This window comes from Brevibacillus centrosporus, from assembly GCF_046622605.1.
GTDB lineage: Bacteria > Bacillota > Bacilli > Brevibacillales > Brevibacillaceae > Brevibacillus > Brevibacillus centrosporus.
In genome coordinates, this window is the sequence record NZ_CP176856.1 from 1,518,281 (window position 1) to 1,535,018 (window position 16,738).

Sequence of the window (16,738 nt, forward strand, 5' to 3'; positions counted from 1 at the left end):
TAGACATACCTAACAGTTGGAGCTGAGGTTCATGCTTGACTGGCTTTTCTTTTACTCATCGTATCTGTCGGAAGGCTCCAGATAAACTGCGATCAGATTTTAAAATGTCCGATCTGGCTTTGCAGCTCTTCAGCCATTCGTTCCAGTGACACAGACGAGGTGGCAATCTCCTGCATCGATGCCAGCTGTTCTTCGGCTGCGGCAGACACGTTTTGTGTACCGTCAGAAGCAGACAATGTCACTTGGGAAATGTGGTTCATCAGCGTTACGACGAGATGTGTACGAGCGGAAATATCTTGGGTGGCGCCGGAGACCTGCCCGATTTTTTCCGCGACTTCTTCGATTGCCGATTGAATCCTTTCGAAGGAGTGTCCTGCTTCGTACACTTTCTCTATCCCGTCTGTCACTTCGCGTTTGCTCTTGTCCATGACGATGACGGCGTGCTCTGTTTCCGATTGGATAGAAGCAATCAGTGTGGTGATTTGCTTGGCGGAGAGGGAGGACTGCTCCGCGAGCTTCCTGACCTCGTCTGCTACCACAGCAAAGCCCCTTCCTGCTTCGCCCGCGCGTGCTGCTTCGATCGCAGCGTTGAGAGCCAGCAAATTGGTCTGGTTGGAGATGGCGGTGATGACCTCCACGATGATCCCGATCTCTTGGGAGCGTACACCGAGCCGCTCTACCACTGCAGCCAGATCGTGAATGGACTGGCTCGAAGCATTCATCTGGTGCACAGCAGACTGGATGGAGCCGTTCCCCGTCGAGGCGAGATCGGCCGTTTGACGAGCAGCCTCCGAGACCTTTTGGGAGTAGTCGGCAATCTGGGTGATCCCCAAAGACATTTGGTCGACGGCTTCCGTGCTTTCCTTGGTGTAGGAGACCTGCTGCTCCGTGCCGACAGCCATCTCCTGCATGGTAACGGCAATCTGCTCGGTCGCTTTGCTGGTCTGGTCTGCACTGGCAGAGAGCTGCTCTGCGGAAGCGGCGAGCTGTTGGACGTTATCGTTGACCGCATGGAGGAGCGAGCGCAGCGATTGAGCCATATGGTTGAAGCTTTTCGCCAAAGTCCCGAGCTCGTCGTCGCTGCTTACCTGCACCTGCTGAGTAACGTCGCCTTCGCTCATTTTCTGTGCGGCTTCGGTCAGCTTGCGCAGAGGGCGAAGCATGGATTTCAGGATGAAGTATACGGCCAGGCTGCCAATCGCCAGTGCGACAGCAATGACGAGCAAGGTCTTGTAAAAGATAGGGCTGGCAGCTTGGACAGCTTCTACCTCGTACATGACGGCCATGAGCTTCCAGCCTGTTTTTTCGTTCGTGAGGTGAACGGCTTTGGCTGCCTGATTTGCATCTGAGAAGGAGAAGATGCCTGCTTTTTCACCGTAGAGCGAGCCGATCCAGGAGGTAGCAGCTGGCGTGCCAGCTTTACCGGTGGGATGGATCAAGTATTGCTGGTTCTTGTCAAAGATGGAAAGGTAGCCCTTTTCCCCGATCTTCGCTTGCTTGACCGTCTCGTCGAGTGCAGACAGCTGGATGTCGATACCGAGCACACCCGAGCCATCTGGCAGCGTTCGAGCCAGACCAATCACGATGTTTCCTGTGCCAGCATCGATGTACGGATCGGTGATGATGGTCGTTTGCAGCTGTTGCATGGCTGCCTGGTACCAAGGGCGTTTGCGAGGATCAAAATCTGACGGGAGCTTGGTATCCGTAGAGGTCAGCATGCCACCTGTATGGTCCCCGATGTACACCTCCCCGATCTCCGGATGCAGGGCATGGAAGGTCTGCAGCTTTTTACGGGTAATCGAGCGAGTAGACTCCAGCAAGTCGGCTTGGCCCAATTCAGAGGAGATGAGCTCCACATCGAGAGACTGGGAATCCAGCGTCTGTGTCAGCAGCTCGTCCACCAGGCGCACATTTTCCGAGGCTGTGGTCAAAAGCTCAGTCTCCAGCTGATCTTTGGAGCTCTGGTAGGAGAGCCAACCAAGGGAAAGAAGCGGAATGATAAGGATTGCGGCAAATGCGGTGATCAATTTACTCTTGACGGTAAGTCTGGGTGTTTTCATCTGATCGGCTCCCCTTACAAGCATGTCTATGTTGTCTTTTCCTACTATCCATACCCGCTATATTGATGGCTTCAAACCTGAATACTCGGAATTGTATTTATAGAACTTTATTTTGGAGAAAGAGGGATAAACGGGGGGAGGAAGTCATTTTTTCGCTTGCAGCGTACGAAAGTATATGCTATACTAAATTCACAAAAGCGAGCGGTAATCGCTGGGAATATACATATGGGGCATTAGCTCAGCTGGGAGAGCGCTACACTGGCAGTGTAGAGGTCAGCGGTTCGATCCCGCTATGCTCCACCATATGAAACGTAGAAAAAACGGCAGAGATGCCGTTTTTTATTGTGCTCCAGACGTTATATGAGCATCTCTACTTAACCTAAGACACTTCAATTTTATGGAGAAAAGAAAAGCGCAGGGGATAAAATATCTCAAAAAAAATCGCCCATTCACAAACCGACAGTCGGTATTTATGATTGCCATATAGACCCAAATGCCTGACATAAAGATAAAAACTAGCCTGGTTAGCCGTACTTATTCGTCTGAAGTTCTGAATGAATCGATACAGGTGCCGCGCTGCATCAAAAGCGGCAAAATCGCTAAGGAAGTATCGTGACACTTCTCGCTCTTGAGCAGTTTTCGGCATTAGCCACACGGCTACTGCCCATTGTGATGGTAGATAGCATACCTTTTGGCAGTGAAAGGCTTCTGAAAGGCTGAGGACAACAGCGAATTAAATAAGGGTCTGACGCTCGTCACGTTCCTTATAAAGAAAATTCCTACAGGGAGAGATTAAAATGGTGCCTTTTTACGTGCTTGTCGGAGCTTTTCTGCTGTTCAAAATTCTTGGCTAATCGGTTGGACCTATTTCGAAGGGTGGCATACCTCGCTTCAGGGGGCGATAGCCGTTATGCTGCTGCTTACCGCTTCTGCCCACTGGGGGGCAAAGCGTCCTGACCTAATCCGCATGGTTCCTCCGATTTTTCCGAAGCCGGGTTTGATCGTGACAGCTACCGGGCTGCTTGAAATTGCCGGAGCCATCGGTATTCTGTTCCCTGCCACCTCTCAGGCGACTTCCATAGGCTTGGCAGTGCTGCTGGTGGCGATGTTTCCAGCCAATGTGCGGGCGGCCAGCGAACATTTAACGATTGGGGGGAGACCTGTACCTAAGCTTCCTCTCCGTATAGTGCTTCAGGTAGTCTTTTTAGCAGCAGTATTGTTGGCGGGGTAAACATGTGGCTTGCATAACTTTCTCACTACAATAAAAAGATGTTCCAGGTGTCTCGTCCATTACGTGTCTTTTAGCTTGTTTCGGATTCATGGGCAGTGAAACAAACCTTGTGGGAGAGTGCTACATTGGCAGTATAAAGGCAGAAGCTCGATCCCGCTATGCTGCTCCACCATAAAGGAATTACGGAAACGGCAGAGATGCCGTTTTATGTTTGATTAGAAGGGATTAATTTTAATGGAATATATAGATAATATTGGAAAATGATGTTGGGAATTAATAATTACTTTCACTTATCGCAGAAATTCGCGGAGTGTAGGGGAAGAGTAACAAAGTGTAACTGCATGATGGAGTAAGTAAGTTTCATCTGCATGAAGGATATCCGATCTCGCAAAGCTCAGTTTTTCAAGCTCTCCTGGACTAGTGCTTTTAGTGCAATGGTTACATCTAGAATATTCGAGTCATCTTTCATTTTCGCTTATCCAAACCGATACGAATTATCACTAGGTACTTCAGATTTTTTTCCATTTGTACGCGTAACAAAGGTTGATGCCCGTGTCTATCCTCTAGGATAAGATAGGAGTTTACAGTAAGTGTTGTTGAATAAACTCTATACAGGCTGCTTGGTAAGTAGCAAGAGATGAGGGGCTGATCGGAACCTCTGTAATGCTGTCCGAGTATGTGCATCCGATTTGGTAGTACGCATTCGATCAAAAAGGAAAGTTGAATACTAGAAGGTAGGTGAAGCAGCTATGCATGATAAGGGATTATATGTTCTCTATCTTGTGGGTATACAGGTGCTTCTTTTTATCTTATATCCACTACTGGAATTTAAGATTAAAAATGACGGCCTTACATTTGCTGTATTGCTGATTGCATCTCATTTCATTGCAAAGACATTATCGAGTCCCGCAGGTGTTTGGAGTGATCATTCAAAAAAGAGTGCGGTAAAGAAAAAAGACTTTGAACAATAAACAGTGATTTGCTTGAATGAGTGGAGTATTCCTTTTTATTAAGAATTACATCATGGAAATGATAAAATGCACAAACACGAAGAGGGGTGTGAATGCTAATCTAATTCTTGACCACCTAGTGGTACATCGCTCATAAAAAAGTTGACCACCTGAGCTCCTCTTTCCTGTATCTTGAAGTTGCTGAGACATCAAGGTATAGGAGGAAAGGAAATGCTTCAGATGGCTAATTATGAGTTTATCAGGAAACAACACATTCTGCTAGGGAAGCCGATTCGGCAAATTTCTCGCGAAACCGGATATTCCCGTCAAGTCATACGAAAAGCCTTGAAATCAACGGAGATCCCTGTATACCAGCTTTCGCAACCAAAACCGAAACCAGTCATTGATTCTGTGCAACCCATCATCATGGAATGGCTTCGTCAAGATGAACAGGCTCCCCCTAAGCAGCGTCATACTGCCACCCGTATCTATCAGAGACTTGTCGACGAATACGGATTCACCGGTGGTGAATCTACAGTTCGACGTTACGTCAGACAACTACGCGTTTCTCTTCCAAAAGCGTTCGTCCCCCTCGACTTCCCGCCAGGGAAATTTGCCCAATTTGACTGGGGCGAGGTTACTGTTCTTTTACAGGGTAAGCAGGTAAAAGTTCAAGTCTTTTGTATGCGTTGCACCTTCAGCAGAAAGATTTTTGTCAAAACTTTCTTTCATCAAAAGCAAGAAGCTCTTCTTCAAGGACATGTCGATGCCTTTGAATTTTTCGGTGCTGTTCCTCAGACTGTTACGTACGACAATCTGACAACAGCCGTAAAGAAGGTGCTGGAAGGTAAGAACCGCGAGGAACAGGAGCGATTTGTCCAGCTTCGTTCTCACTACCTGTTCGAAAGTCATTTCTGCGATCCGGGAAAAGGGCATCAAAAAGGCCAAGTAGAAAATCTCGTAAAGTTCATCCAAAAGCAGTTTTTTACCCCGGTTCCAAGTGTCTCTTCTCTAGAGGAATTAAATCATTTCCTTCTTGAGAAATGTATCTCTTACGAGACAACTACCGTTCCTAGGTCATCTTTAACCGTTGGAGAAGCCTTTGTACAAGAGCAGCACGTTATGCTCCCCTTGCCTCCACAACCACTGGATTGTTGCCGTATCGTGTCTGTGAAAAGCAATACCTTGTCTATGCTTCACTTTGAGAAAAATGCCTATTCTGTTCCTGTTTCACACGCATCTACCGAGCTTACTTGCAAGGTGTTTGCCGAACGGATTGAAGTGTACCATGGTAGCAAATTGATTGCTCAGCATGAGAGATGCTTAGAAAGTGGCAAAGAGCTTTTGCAATACGATCACTACCTGGATTTGCTTCTGACTCGACCAGGTGCCGTTTTGTATGCCAGACCTTTGCATCAGGCGGGGCTACCCCCAATTTACCAACAGTTCTTAGACAAGTGCCGCCATCGACCAGGTGGAATGAAGGAGTTTGTTCGACTCCTGTTATTACATCGTGAATTCGATACTATTCTTGTGGAGGAATCATTAGAGGAAGCTTGCCAAAAGGGGATGTTTCAGTATGATGCCGTAAGGCAATTGTTGTTTCATCGTACGTTACCAGAGCATCGTATGCCTCAACTCTCGTTGACTGAAGATAGTTCTGTTCCGCGTATTCAAGTAAAAACTCCCGATCTTAACCAATACAATCGTCTGTTACAAAAGAGGTGTGTGGTGCATTGAGTACAACTTTCTTGCTTGAAACCTATGCTAAACGGCTTCGATTACCGGCTATTAAACGTTTCTATAAGGAAATGGCCAATGATGCTGCCGAACGACAAGTCCCTTATGAGGAATTCCTTCTCGCTCTTTTGGAACAAGAAGTGCAGCAAAGGGATGCAAATCAAATCGCCAGTCGGATCAAGCATGCCAAATTCCCTTCAACGAAAACACTCGATCAATATGAATTTTCTATGATTCCGTCTCTTAATAAACCGAAATTGTTACAACTTGCTCGTTGTGATTACATCGAGAAGGCAGAAAACATCATGTTTATCGGAAACTCCGGTACGGGTAAGACACATCTCTCGATTGCTCTTGGGAAGGAGGCTTGTCACCATGGTTATTCCGTACAATTTTGGACAGCTGCGAAAATATGCAACGAGCTCATGGAAGCCCAGTCCCAAAAGCGAATCCTTCAGTTGGAGAAACAATGGCTCAAAACCGATTTGATCATTCTAGATGAAGTCGGATTTGTTCCCCTAAGCAAAACAGGGGCGGAATTATTATTTCAATTTTGTGCAGCTCGCTATGAAAAAGGGAGCATCATCATCACCAGTAACCTTGAATTTGCGGATTGGACGCAAATTTTTAAAGATGAACAAATGACAGCAGCTTTAGTTGATAGGCTTACACATCGTGCCCATATCTTTGCCATGAATGGGGACAGCTATCGCTTTAAGCAAAGCATCCAAAGATCGTGATCATGAAAAAGTTACCCACCCGTAGGGTGGATTGATTTTTGCCATGGTGGTCAATTTTTTGATGAGCACGGTGGTCAACTTTTTGATTGACATTCACAGAGGGGAAATATCCCCACTCTGAATAGTTCTTTTCAATTCAAAGATGAAGGAAAAAAGCATTACATTAATTGTGTAGGAAGTGCAAGCAGGACATCAAAACCAATCGCCAATCCAGTAAATTGCCCCGCTGATTACCACTAACGCGATGAAAAACGATACCCTAGCTGTAAGCTTTTTTGAACTAGGAGAGAAGATAATTTCCGCGCCGACCCATTGGAGTAGGAGCAACGCTAATACAACTTTAGTTATTAGCAGCAATGTGACCGCTCCTTCACCATCACAAAAGGCGTACAAGTAATGATCCCCAAAGTCGTTGGAACCCCAGAAGTCCGACTGAATGAAAGATCGATGAAGCTGCATGAGCTTGAAAAAACCCTCCTTCTACTGACATGAAAGAGGCACGATTCGATCTATCTTTCTTTGACCTCCAAATAGCAATAACAACTACGGAAATGGCAGAGATGCCGTTTTTTTGTTGCCGAAAAGAGGATCAGCCTATAAAGCCCAAGATAAAATAGCCCTTTCCACTTTGCAAAGGAAAAGTTGCCACCCCGTTTACATTCCGTTTAAATTCGCACGATATTGTATCCGTATCAAATAAAACATGGGGTAAGGAGATGCGGCAATGAGTAATGCGTACAACACGGAATGGGCGGTCGAGGCCCGAGGGCTGGTAAAAACGTTTGGCGAAAATCGCGCAGTAGACGGAGTGGATTTGAATGTGCGGGCGGGTTCGATCTACGGTGTGCTCGGGCCGAACGGAGCAGGCAAAACGACGACGATTCGCATGCTAGCGACCTTGCTTCGGCCGGATGCCGGGCAGGCGCGCATTTTTGGGCACGATGTCGTGAAAGAATCGCATATTGTGCGCCAGCTGATTGGGGTGACGGGACAGTACGCCTCGGTAGATGAGTCGCTCAGCGCTACGGAAAACCTGATTATTTTTTCACGCTTGCTCGGGCTGGGACGATCGGAAGCACGGAAAAAGGCAGAGGAGCTGCTGGAGGAATTTGGATTGACAGAAGCGGCGAAGCGTCCGCTGAAGCATTTTTCCGGGGGGATGCGCAGGCGGTTGGATTTGGCAGCCAGTCTGATTGCCCAGCCTCCCCTCATTTTCCTTGATGAGCCAACGACAGGTCTTGACCCGCGTACGCGTTCGCAAATGTGGGATACGATTCGGCGCCTGGTGGTCACCGGATCGACTGTGCTGCTCACCACGCAATACCTCGATGAAGCAGACCAGCTGGCCGACCGGATCGCCGTGATTGATCGGGGGCATGTCGTGGCAGAAGGTACGGTGGATGAACTGAAAGCATCTGTCGGGACATCGGCCCTGCATCTGCGCGTGCATGATGCAAAAGACATTGCGGGTGCCCAGGAAATCGTGGAGCAGGTCCTCCAGGTTCGTTCCAGTGTAACCGCAGAAGTAGCCAAGATTACGGCACCCATGGCGGATGCGGATCAAGTAACGGATTTGCTGATTGCTCTTCGCACGAGAGGAATTCAACTCGCTGAAATCAGCGTCCAAAAGCCGACCTTGGACGAAGTATTCCTCACGATTACGGGACATGGGGCTGCTGCGAATGAAACGAAAGCTCAAGGCCAACAGGAGAGAATGGAGGAAGTCAGAGCATGAATAGCACATCTTTAGGGCGAGAGACGAGTCGTCCATTAAAAAATCATACCAGCTTTGGTCAAACGCTTCGCAACTCATTGACAGTGGCCTACCGCGGTCTGTTGAAGATCCGCCGCACACCTGAGCAATTATTTGACGTTACGCTTCAACCGATTTTGTTTACGTTGATGTTCACCTATATTTTTGGTGGTGCCATCTCAGGCAATGTGGAAAATTACTTGCCGATCATTATTCCGGGAATCCTCGTGCAAACCGTTATCGGGACTTCTGTTGTCACGGGCGTACAGCTGCGAGAAGACATGGATAAAGGCGTATTTGACCGATTCAAATCACTGCCGATCGCTCGTATTGCTCCTTTAGCCGGTGCCTTGCTCGCAGATACTGTGCGCTACACCATTGCTACCGTGCTGACCTTTGTCATGGGGTACATCATGGGATACCAGCCAGTCGGTGGTCTGGGGTCTGTTGCCATTGCTGCGATCCTCGTCATTGCCTGCTCATGGGCTGTCAGCTGGATTTTTGCCTTTTTCGGTGTCATTGCCCGAACGGCCGCGAGCGTACAAGGGATCTCCATGATCGTTCTGTTTCCGCTCACGTTTCTTTCCAACGCTTTCGTACCCGTGGAAACCATGCCGACCTGGCTCCAATGGTTTGTCAATATCAACCCGATTTCCCATCTCGTCAGCGCCGTCCGGGAGCTTGCCAATAACGGAACGATCGGCTTCGAGTTTATCATATCCATCGTGAGCGCCGCTGTTATCGTGGCGATCTTCGCGCCGCTGACGGTACGTGCTTATATGCGCCGTACGTAAAAAGGGAAAAAGGATAGAATGCTTCTGGTAATCGTTTAAAACGCTTGGATAGAGATCCGCATGGCGAAAACGCAGGAGGCCCTCTCTATTGAGAAGCTCGGAGATATGAATCCGGATTATTTGTTTGTACAAGTTTCCACGAGTGAAAATCAGGATTCGACCCATGCCTTAGATGAATGGGAAAAGAATCCTGTTGTCCAAAGCATCAATGCCTTTAAAGAGAATCACGTCTTTGTCAACGTGGTTGATCCACTAATGGAAGGCGGTCCCGCGTATAGCCGAATCAAGTTTTTGGAAAGTGTGCAAAAGCATCTGGACCAATAAGGAATAGCAGGCTTCTCAATAAAAAACCGCTCAGGTGAAGGAAGGATCACTTGAGCGGTTTTTGGGTTCAGTTGGTAGGGTCACCCTGCTATTTTTTTCAATCGCCCTACAAGCGGCAAGACGATAATTCCAGCAACAACGACTTGAAGCAGATTGCCAGGGATCGAGCCGAATGGCTGAATCCAGTTGGCGTACAGGATAACTTCGGCAAAATAATAGCCCACGATTTTGATGACCAGCGCAACGATAATTGCCAGAGAATAGACCCAGATTCTGTTACCCGGTGTCCTTTCTGCCAGGAGGCCAGCTACATAGCCCATCGCACCTACGATGACAAAGGTAAACGGTGCCCACGTCGTCCATCCCGAGATCAGGTCAAAGAGACCCATCCCGAAAGCGCCTGCGATGGCTCCGGTCCTTTTGCCAAAAACAAAGGCAGCAATAAACAGAGGCACGTTGCCGAGGTGAATGAGGCCACCGTTCCCCATGATCGGGAGCCGCAGGTTGATGAACATGGTAAATACGAGAGTTAAAGCGATGAAAAGGGCGTTGATAACCAAGGTCTTGGTTTGTGATGTGTTTCTCGAAGATAAGGAACCCATATGATTGCCTCTTTCTTTTTTTCTCTTATCATACTCATAATCAACCAATTAATAAATATGGTATGTGCTACTTATGTACGAGGGTGCATAACTATATTTGTTTGGGAATCTAACCATAGGGTTTCCAAGGCGAAGCGTGTATAGTAATATCATTCCAAAAACAGCCAACAAATAACAAAGGAAGTTATAGAAGCTGGAATCACTTCCAACTGTGCAGAGCAAGCGATGATGTACGGGAAAGCCGTTCTTTTTCACGATAGGGAGATTTTCGAGAAAGTATTGAAAACGGCAGAGCCACGTAGTTAGGCAAAAGAAAGGAGAGCTTCCAAGGTGGATTATCAAAGACTAAGTAAGGAAATGTCATGCGCCGCATGAATACGAGCTGGAGCTGGATGAGTACGGATTTCGACCTCTAAGAAAATCGTGAAGGAGGAAAAGGCACCGCCAGACCTTCTATTTCACGGAATTCCCAAGCGGTTCGTTGCTTCTATTTTGGCAAATGGTGTGGGAGTCCCGGGCTAGAGGGAAATGAGCGTATTTGATGTGTCTCCCCCCACCAGTTGACACTACATCAGGAATTCACTATACTGTCTGTATTCTTATATGCGATATACGTTGAAAGAGCCTAGTAGCAGCTTGGTCCCTGTTTCAGAAAGCCGGGGGTGATGGAATCCGGTACACACGAAGCCTGCGAATTACAACTCTGGAGTATCTCGGGTAATGCTGAGCGGAATGGCGAACGATAACTCGCCGAGAGCGGCAGGAATGGGCGCGATGTGCGCAAAGTCCATTCGTGCAATCTGGGTGGTACCACGGTTAATCAATCGTCCCTATGTCTTCATGACTAGGGGCGATTTTTTATTCAGTAAGTATTTATAAGATTCTTAGCCAGTATAAGTGCAACTAAGGCTCCGCCTCAATGCTTGACGGAGCCAAGTTTTCTACTTTCTCGCAATCTAATTCGGTTTTAAGTATCTATGAAAATGAAGGAGTGCTTAGCAGTGAACATTATCGACGAACTCGCATGGCGCGAAGCCATCAACCAACAGACGGATGAAGAAGGTCTTCGCGAATTGACCAGCCAAAAATCGATCTCCGTGTACTGTGGCGTAGACCCGACTGGAGACAGTATGCATATTGGGCACCTGATTCCTTTCATGGTGCTGAAACGCTTCCAGCTTGCTGGTCACCGTCCCGTCATTTTGATTGGGGGCGCTACAGGTACGATCGGAGACCCAAGCGGACGTCAATCCGAGCGTTCCTTGCAAACCTTGGAGCAAATCCAGGCAAACGTGGATGCGCTGACTGCCCAAATGAAAAAGCTGTTCGTGACAGAAGGCGACAACCAGATCCGCATGGTCAACAACTACGACTGGACGCATAAAATCAACGTGATCGAGTTCTTGCGTGATTACGGGAAAAACTTCAGCATCAACTCCATGCTGGCAAAAGACGTGGTAGCGAGTCGACTGGAGAGTGGTATTTCCTTTACTGAATTCTCCTACCAAATCCTGCAGTCCCTCGACTATCTGCACCTGTACAAACATGAGGATGTACAGCTGCAAGTGGGCGGCTCGGACCAATGGGGCAACATCACTAGCGGTTTGGAGCTGATCCGTAAAAAAGAAGGACACGAATCCAAAGCATTCGGACTGACCATTCCGCTGATGCTGAAATCCGACGGTACGAAATTCGGGAAAACAGCTGGTGGCGCGATCTGGTTGGATCCGAACAAGACAACGCCATTCGAATTCTACCAGTTCTGGGCGAATACCGATGACCGCGATGTCGTGAAATACTTGAAGTACTTTACGTTCCTCTCCAAAGAGCAAATCGAGGAGCTGGCAGAAAAAGTGCAGACTGAGCCGCACAAGCGCGAGGCGCAAAAAACGCTGGCAGAAGAAATGACCCGATTTGTGCACGGCGAAGAAATGCTGGAGCAGGCAAAACGCATTACCGCAGCGCTGTTTACGGGCGACATCAAATCGCTGACGGCCGACGAGATTGAGCAAGGCTTTAAAGAAATGCCGACTTTTGAAGCGACGAAGGAAGCGAAAAACATCGTCGACTGGCTCGTCGATCTCGGCATCGAGCCCTCCAAGCGCCAGGCGCGTGAGGACATCAACAATGGCGCGATTTCCATGAACGGAGAGAAGCTTAGCGACCTGGCTCTCGAAGTAACACCGGATCTGGCAATTGGCGGACGTTTTATCATCATCCGCAAAGGTAAGAAAAACTACAGCTTGGTGAAAATGCTTTAGACCAGTTAAGAAGTAACAAGAACCCCCTTGGGAGACCAAGGGGGTTTTTGCTGTCGATCGGATAGGGAGTCTGAGGGTGCCTACTCGACCAACGACCGTATCTTCGGAAACACCTTCAAAGCTGTTTTATAAAACACATCCTCGTGATACTCGGCAGGGATCAGCTCCTGCACGAATTGGATATAAGGCCTGATGGGCGCAAGCGGCCAGTCCGTTCCAAACAAAAACTTTTCATAGTGATCGCAGTAGGTGATGGCGTGACGCAGATGAGCGAAGAACAGCGGGGAATCCTTCAGCCGCTGGCAATTGGCTGCGTCCCCGACCATGAGGCCAGATAGATCGGCAAACATGTTGCGGTTTTTGTAAACGACCTCCGCCCCATCCAGCACCCAGGGATCTCCAAAGTGAGCCATCATGAAGTTGACCTCCCGATGCTTTACCGCTACTTCGTCCAATGTGAGTGGGTGGGAGTATTTCAAAAGTCCGCGCTCCGAGTAGGTGTCGCCCGTGTGAAAGACGACAGGAACTTGGTGCTTCGCTGCCAGCGCATAGACCGGATCGTAGACGCTGTCGTAGGCGTAGAAGGGATAGTAGCCCAAATAGATCTTCAACCCGACTGCGTTTGGCTTCTTCAAGTCCTCATCCAGTCGTGCCACTGCCGCTTGATCCAGCGTGAACGGATTGATCCCCAGGCAATAAACGAGCTGAGGGGGAAGCTCCTCCGTGAGGTCCAGTCCCATTGGCGTGACCGTTTTTGCATCGGGAAATCCATCCGGCTGCGTCTCCGTTAGCCCCATGCCGATCCCGAGCACGACGCCATTTTCCGCGTACTCCTGCAGGATGCCTGTGACGGAGTAATCGACGAACGATTTCTCAGCCGCTGTACGTTTGAACTCTTCAATCTGGGATAAATGCATATGGGCATCAATGATTTTCATCCGATATCCTCCCTTGGCTCGTAAATCGAATCGCTCGCAAAGCATCCAAAGACGTGGAAGGAAGCTCTTTGTCTGCGAACAGGAAAAAGACGGGCGGGGTAAAGGCCGCGGTGTTGGTTGGCAAATCTAGCTCGCGTACAACCGAGGCGACAGCCACTTCTTTGTTGGCGTATGCACTCAAATCGGACTGGTCCAAGTCCGTGATGATCTGCATGATATCTTTGCGGGCGGCGCTGCCCACGGTATAATCAGAGGCCTCGTTTACAGCCAGCTCGCCCTGTGCCAGCTGATAGGTGAGCTGCATGCCATCTGCTCCGGTCGTCTTCAGCCAAACGGGCGCGTCTTCGTCACCTGGTTGCAGGAATACGTCAGTCGTCCAGCCCTTCGACGCAAAATAGGTACCGGTTTTCTGTTCGATTTCTACGGTATGGCAGAGGAGCGGTACTCCGGGAAGCAGCAAGAAGTACTGGTGGCACGTCATGTTGCGTAGCTTCTCTTGTTTGTTCACCGTGTAGCTCAGCTTGATTCCTTGCCACCTGTTTTGCTGATTATCGGTCAGTTCGACGAAGGCGGCGGTGTGTTCCTCCTTTACGAGAGAAAAGGCACTCAATCCTTCAATCTCTGTGCGGATTCCTCCTGTCCACGGGTTCCACCAGGATTTGGGCTGACGCTCGGGGAAGGAGCTGGCTAGCCATTCCTCCCCATTGATGACGAGAGAGTAGAGCGCCGGATAAAAAGCGGGTGCTGCTTTCAGCTGCAACAGACCGTTGTCGACGAGGAACGTCTCTTGTCCTTGATCCACGACCTTCTCCCGGATCACTTCACCACGTCCGACAGGAAATATGGCGCTTCGCAGTGGAGACTCATGCGTAGCAAACCGGGCATCTACCTGTATGAGCGCATAGCCCTGATCAGGAGTGGCGAGCGAAAAGCTGCTCTCTGTTACTTCCTCATCCTCCGTGAAATGCTGGATTTGAACAGCCCCGGCTTCATGCGCGAAGGATGCTGTCAATTCGCCATCCAAATACTGCTGCTTGTATTCGTTTACTTGGACGCGTATTTCTTCGTCATGGATAAAAGGATTGTAATCGTTGGCAACCAGCTCCATATGAGGCGTCAAGGAGACGTCTTGGGGCAGAGCTTCTTTTCTGGCAAATGCACGGAATTCCTTCCAATCGGGAAAGCTGCCATGTGTGAAATGAAGTGGCCCGTACGTTGTTTTTCCGAGCGGTGCTACAGGTCCAACATCCTTTTCAACGGAAATATACCAGCCTTGTAAGTCGGCGCGACACTCTTTAGGCCAAGTCATCCCCCATGGTGCGGACTCGTCCCGTGAAAACAGCCAATTCTCGCTGATCAGCTCTCCATCCCAATAGTCCAGGTCACTGCCATAGGAGGAGGGGATTTCGACATAGCGGCCTTGATAGGGAAAGATGGGTCTCTCTAAATCATGAGAGATCCCTTGATTCAGCCAAAGCTCTGGAGACATTTGATCGGCTGACAGATTTTCTACTTCAAACCCGTGCTCGACAGTGCCATCTCCGAAGAGGAGAGTCTTTCCGATCAGGCGAATGTGCGGGTGTGCTCCTGGCTGATAGACAGCACGGATCCCGATACCGCCCCTCTCTTGGATGCAGGTGATCTGCTCCGCTCGTTTCTTCGAGAACTCGCTGGAATACGGTTTGCCGACTTTCGGATTTAGGAGAGTTGTCGGCTCCCCTCCCGTACCGCTGAAGATCGTAATCTCGTTGTCGTCCTTGCTGAAATACAGAGAATGATAGCCATGATGGACCTGCCAGGTTTGCTCCGTTTCGCCAGACAACAAAGCACCCGGCCCGGTAAAGGCAACGCCGATCTTTTTGGAAAACGAGACAGAGGTGCCGTCTGATAGCTGTGCGCTGATCTGCACGTCTCCCCCGTAAAACCCGTAATCATGCAGGTCTGCGACGAGAGGAACGGAGGTGCGTTCTTTGCCTTGAAGTCGTAGTGTACGCGGCTGATCTGAGATGGAGAGAAAGGAGCGGGAAGGCAGTTCAAAAGCAAACACAGCCTCTTCGGCAAAATTGTTCTCTACGTCCAAATAAAACTGCACAGACCTACCCGGATAGGCGAGACCAGGCAGCTGCAAGGTGAGAGATGCGGGAAACTTGGGGACAATCCCAACATGGAATACAGCTGATTTTCCGTTGATCACCAGATTTGTGCTGACCCGGGGGTGTGTGCGCCAGACGCTTTGCTCTTCTGTGATCGGATGGACGAAAAAGCCTGCCGATAAAGCCGCCTCTCCTGTAACGATAAGCTCCTGCTGGTAATCAAAGCGGATCGACTCGTTGGATTCCCCCTGCAAGGAAAGCTGGAGCGGCTTGCCTGATTTATTCACGATGCGGTAATGAATTTGATACTCTCTGCCAAAAACGAGCTTCAGCTTCTCTACCTCAGCTGACACGAGATAATCCTCGGTTTCAATGAGACGCATGCCACGGCCCAGCCGTTCAAACTCTACCCGCAAGCTCGTGTCTCCTTTTGCCCAGGAGTAGGTGAAGTAGTCGAAGCCATTTTCCTTTCTTCCATCCGGCTCGACCACGATCTCTCGGGTGGAATCCTGATACCAGTCGAGATGCTCAAAATAGGGAGCGAGCGCCTCGGTATGCATCACAGTGGGGATCATGTTCATCAGATGAGTCGAGTCATCCCGGTCTTCCCAGAAGAAACCGAACTTTTTATAAAGCGGCACGGCTTTGGTGTTCCCCGCCCACGTATAGAGGTCCAGTCGCGGCCATCTGAGCTCAATGGTTTTCTCCAACGCGCGGGCAAGCAGCATGCGGCCGACCCTTTTTCCATGATAGTCCGGGCGTACATTGAGGAGGGGTATGTATAGTGCACCAGTATCTTCCCGATATTCTCCCAGGCTGCAATAGCCTACGACCCTTTCCCCTTCCATTGCCAGGTAGACAAAAAGGGCATCGGAGCTCGCTTCTTCCTGTTGAATCTGCTCAGCGGTAGAGATCGAATTGCCGCCACCCCAGCTGTCCCGGCTTGCGTTCCACATGTCGGCCACAGCTGCTGCCAGCTCCGGTCGGTAGGGGACGATCGAAATCAATTCCATGGTGCTTACACCTCTCTCATCATGTAAATTTCTGTATATTTTACTAGAGTGTACGGTAGAAAGATAGGCACAGTTTCGCTTGAAAGAAATAACAATGCGAATAGCAATCATTGTATAAGGAACCATAAAAGGCAGTGGTTTTTCTGTGATGTGCGGCAAAGTGCAGCGATTGGTTGACAGCAACGAATGGTGAACAGTAAGATAATTCCGTACCGATCAGTACAAAAAGGAGACGAAAG

12 protein-coding genes and 1 tRNA gene are annotated in these 16,738 nt (G+C 49.1%); 9 read left to right on the forward strand and 4 right to left on the reverse strand.

What is annotated here, in order from left to right; genetic code table 11:
• Positions 1–92: 92 nt before the first annotated feature.
• Positions 93–2,060 carry a methyl-accepting chemotaxis protein gene (locus tag ACLIN2_RS08000; protein WP_411503714.1) on the reverse strand — a complete coding sequence of 656 codons (1,968 nt, stop codon included), beginning with the start codon at positions 2,058–2,060 and terminating at the stop codon, positions 93–95.
• A gap of 227 nt (positions 2,061–2,287) precedes the next feature.
• Here ACLIN2_RS08000 and ACLIN2_RS08005 point away from each other — a divergent pair.
• The 8 genes from ACLIN2_RS08005 (at position 2,288) to ACLIN2_RS08040 (ending at position 9,592) form a co-directional block, all read left to right on the forward strand.
• Positions 2,288–2,363: transfer RNA gene (locus ACLIN2_RS08005), tRNA-Ala, on the forward strand.
• 607 nt (positions 2,364–2,970) lie between these two features.
• Complete coding sequence (locus tag ACLIN2_RS08010) at positions 2,971–3,291, forward strand: DoxX family protein (protein ID WP_411503715.1); 321 nt, start codon at positions 2,971–2,973, stop codon at positions 3,289–3,291.
• 749 nt (positions 3,292–4,040) lie between these two features.
• Positions 4,041–4,262: a hypothetical protein gene (locus ACLIN2_RS08015; RefSeq protein ID WP_411503716.1), complete on the forward strand. Its 222-nt coding sequence runs from the start codon at positions 4,041–4,043 to the stop codon at positions 4,260–4,262.
• Between the two features lie 210 nt (positions 4,263–4,472).
• The gene (istA, locus tag ACLIN2_RS08020) at positions 4,473–5,981 is read left to right on the forward strand and encodes an IS21 family transposase (RefSeq protein WP_411502739.1); all 1,509 of its coding nucleotides are present in this window, start codon (positions 4,473–4,475) and stop codon (positions 5,979–5,981) included.
• On the forward strand, positions 5,978–6,721 hold the full coding sequence (gene istB / locus ACLIN2_RS08025; RefSeq protein ID WP_411502740.1) for an IS21-like element helper ATPase IstB: 744 nt from the start codon (positions 5,978–5,980) through the stop codon (positions 6,719–6,721). Before istA ends, istB begins: the two co-directional genes overlap by 4 nt.
• A gap of 724 nt (positions 6,722–7,445) precedes the next feature.
• Positions 7,446–8,456, forward strand: a complete 1,011-nt coding sequence (locus ACLIN2_RS08030; protein WP_411503717.1) for an ATP-binding cassette domain-containing protein — start codon at positions 7,446–7,448, stop codon at positions 8,454–8,456.
• Positions 8,453–9,268 (forward strand): ABC transporter permease, encoded by an 816-nt coding sequence (locus tag ACLIN2_RS08035; protein ID WP_411503718.1) that lies wholly within the window; start codon positions 8,453–8,455, stop codon positions 9,266–9,268. Before ACLIN2_RS08030 ends, ACLIN2_RS08035 begins: the two co-directional genes overlap by 4 nt.
• A gap of 60 nt (positions 9,269–9,328) precedes the next feature.
• On the forward strand, positions 9,329–9,592 hold the full coding sequence (locus tag ACLIN2_RS08040; protein WP_122959939.1) for an ABC transporter substrate-binding protein: 264 nt from the start codon (positions 9,329–9,331) through the stop codon (positions 9,590–9,592).
• Between the two features lie 80 nt (positions 9,593–9,672).
• Here the strand turns inward: ACLIN2_RS08040 and ACLIN2_RS08045 are convergent, their stop codons facing one another.
• On the reverse strand, positions 9,673–10,194 hold the full coding sequence (locus ACLIN2_RS08045; RefSeq protein ID WP_310228842.1) for an ECF transporter S component: 522 nt from the start codon (positions 10,192–10,194) through the stop codon (positions 9,673–9,675).
• A gap of 1,001 nt (positions 10,195–11,195) precedes the next feature.
• Here ACLIN2_RS08045 and tyrS point away from each other — a divergent pair.
• Complete coding sequence (gene tyrS / locus ACLIN2_RS08050; protein ID WP_122959940.1) at positions 11,196–12,455, forward strand: tyrosine--tRNA ligase; 1,260 nt, start codon at positions 11,196–11,198, stop codon at positions 12,453–12,455.
• An 80-nt stretch (positions 12,456–12,535) separates the two neighbouring features.
• Here tyrS and ACLIN2_RS08055 read toward each other — a convergent pair whose 3' ends face one another.
• Positions 12,536–13,393, reverse strand: coding sequence for an amidohydrolase family protein (locus ACLIN2_RS08055; protein ID WP_411503719.1), 858 nt, complete (start codon positions 13,391–13,393; stop codon positions 12,536–12,538).
• Complete coding sequence (locus ACLIN2_RS08060; RefSeq protein WP_411503720.1) at positions 13,380–16,499, reverse strand: GNAT family N-acetyltransferase; 3,120 nt, start codon at positions 16,497–16,499, stop codon at positions 13,380–13,382. The genes ACLIN2_RS08055 and ACLIN2_RS08060 overlap by 14 nt, the downstream gene beginning before the upstream one ends.
• Positions 16,500–16,738: the final 239 nt, after the last annotated feature.

What these genes read in the sequence shown, in the direction of transcription:
- ACLIN2_RS08000 (WP_411503714.1), bottom strand. Translation starts at nt 2,060, where the DNA reads ATGAAAACACCCAGACTTACCGTCAAGAGTAAATTGATCACCGCATTT.
- ACLIN2_RS08010 (WP_411503715.1), top strand. Translation starts at nt 2,971, where the DNA reads ATGCTGCTGCTTACCGCTTCTGCCCACTGGGGGGCAAAGCGTCCTGAC.
- ACLIN2_RS08015 (WP_411503716.1), top strand. Translation starts at nt 4,041, where the DNA reads ATGCATGATAAGGGATTATATGTTCTCTATCTTGTGGGTATACAGGTG.
- istA (WP_411502739.1), top strand. Translation starts at nt 4,473, where the DNA reads ATGCTTCAGATGGCTAATTATGAGTTTATCAGGAAACAACACATTCTG.
- ACLIN2_RS08030 (WP_411503717.1), top strand. Translation starts at nt 7,446, where the DNA reads ATGAGTAATGCGTACAACACGGAATGGGCGGTCGAGGCCCGAGGGCTG.
- ACLIN2_RS08035 (WP_411503718.1), top strand. Translation starts at nt 8,453, where the DNA reads ATGAATAGCACATCTTTAGGGCGAGAGACGAGTCGTCCATTAAAAAAT.
- ACLIN2_RS08040 (WP_122959939.1), top strand. Translation starts at nt 9,329, where the DNA reads ATGGCGAAAACGCAGGAGGCCCTCTCTATTGAGAAGCTCGGAGATATG.
- ACLIN2_RS08045 (WP_310228842.1), bottom strand. Translation starts at nt 10,194, where the DNA reads ATGGGTTCCTTATCTTCGAGAAACACATCACAAACCAAGACCTTGGTT.
- ACLIN2_RS08055 (WP_411503719.1), bottom strand. Translation starts at nt 13,393, where the DNA reads ATGAAAATCATTGATGCCCATATGCATTTATCCCAGATTGAAGAGTTC.
- ACLIN2_RS08060 (WP_411503720.1), bottom strand. Translation starts at nt 16,499, where the DNA reads ATGGAATTGATTTCGATCGTCCCCTACCGACCGGAGCTGGCAGCAGCT.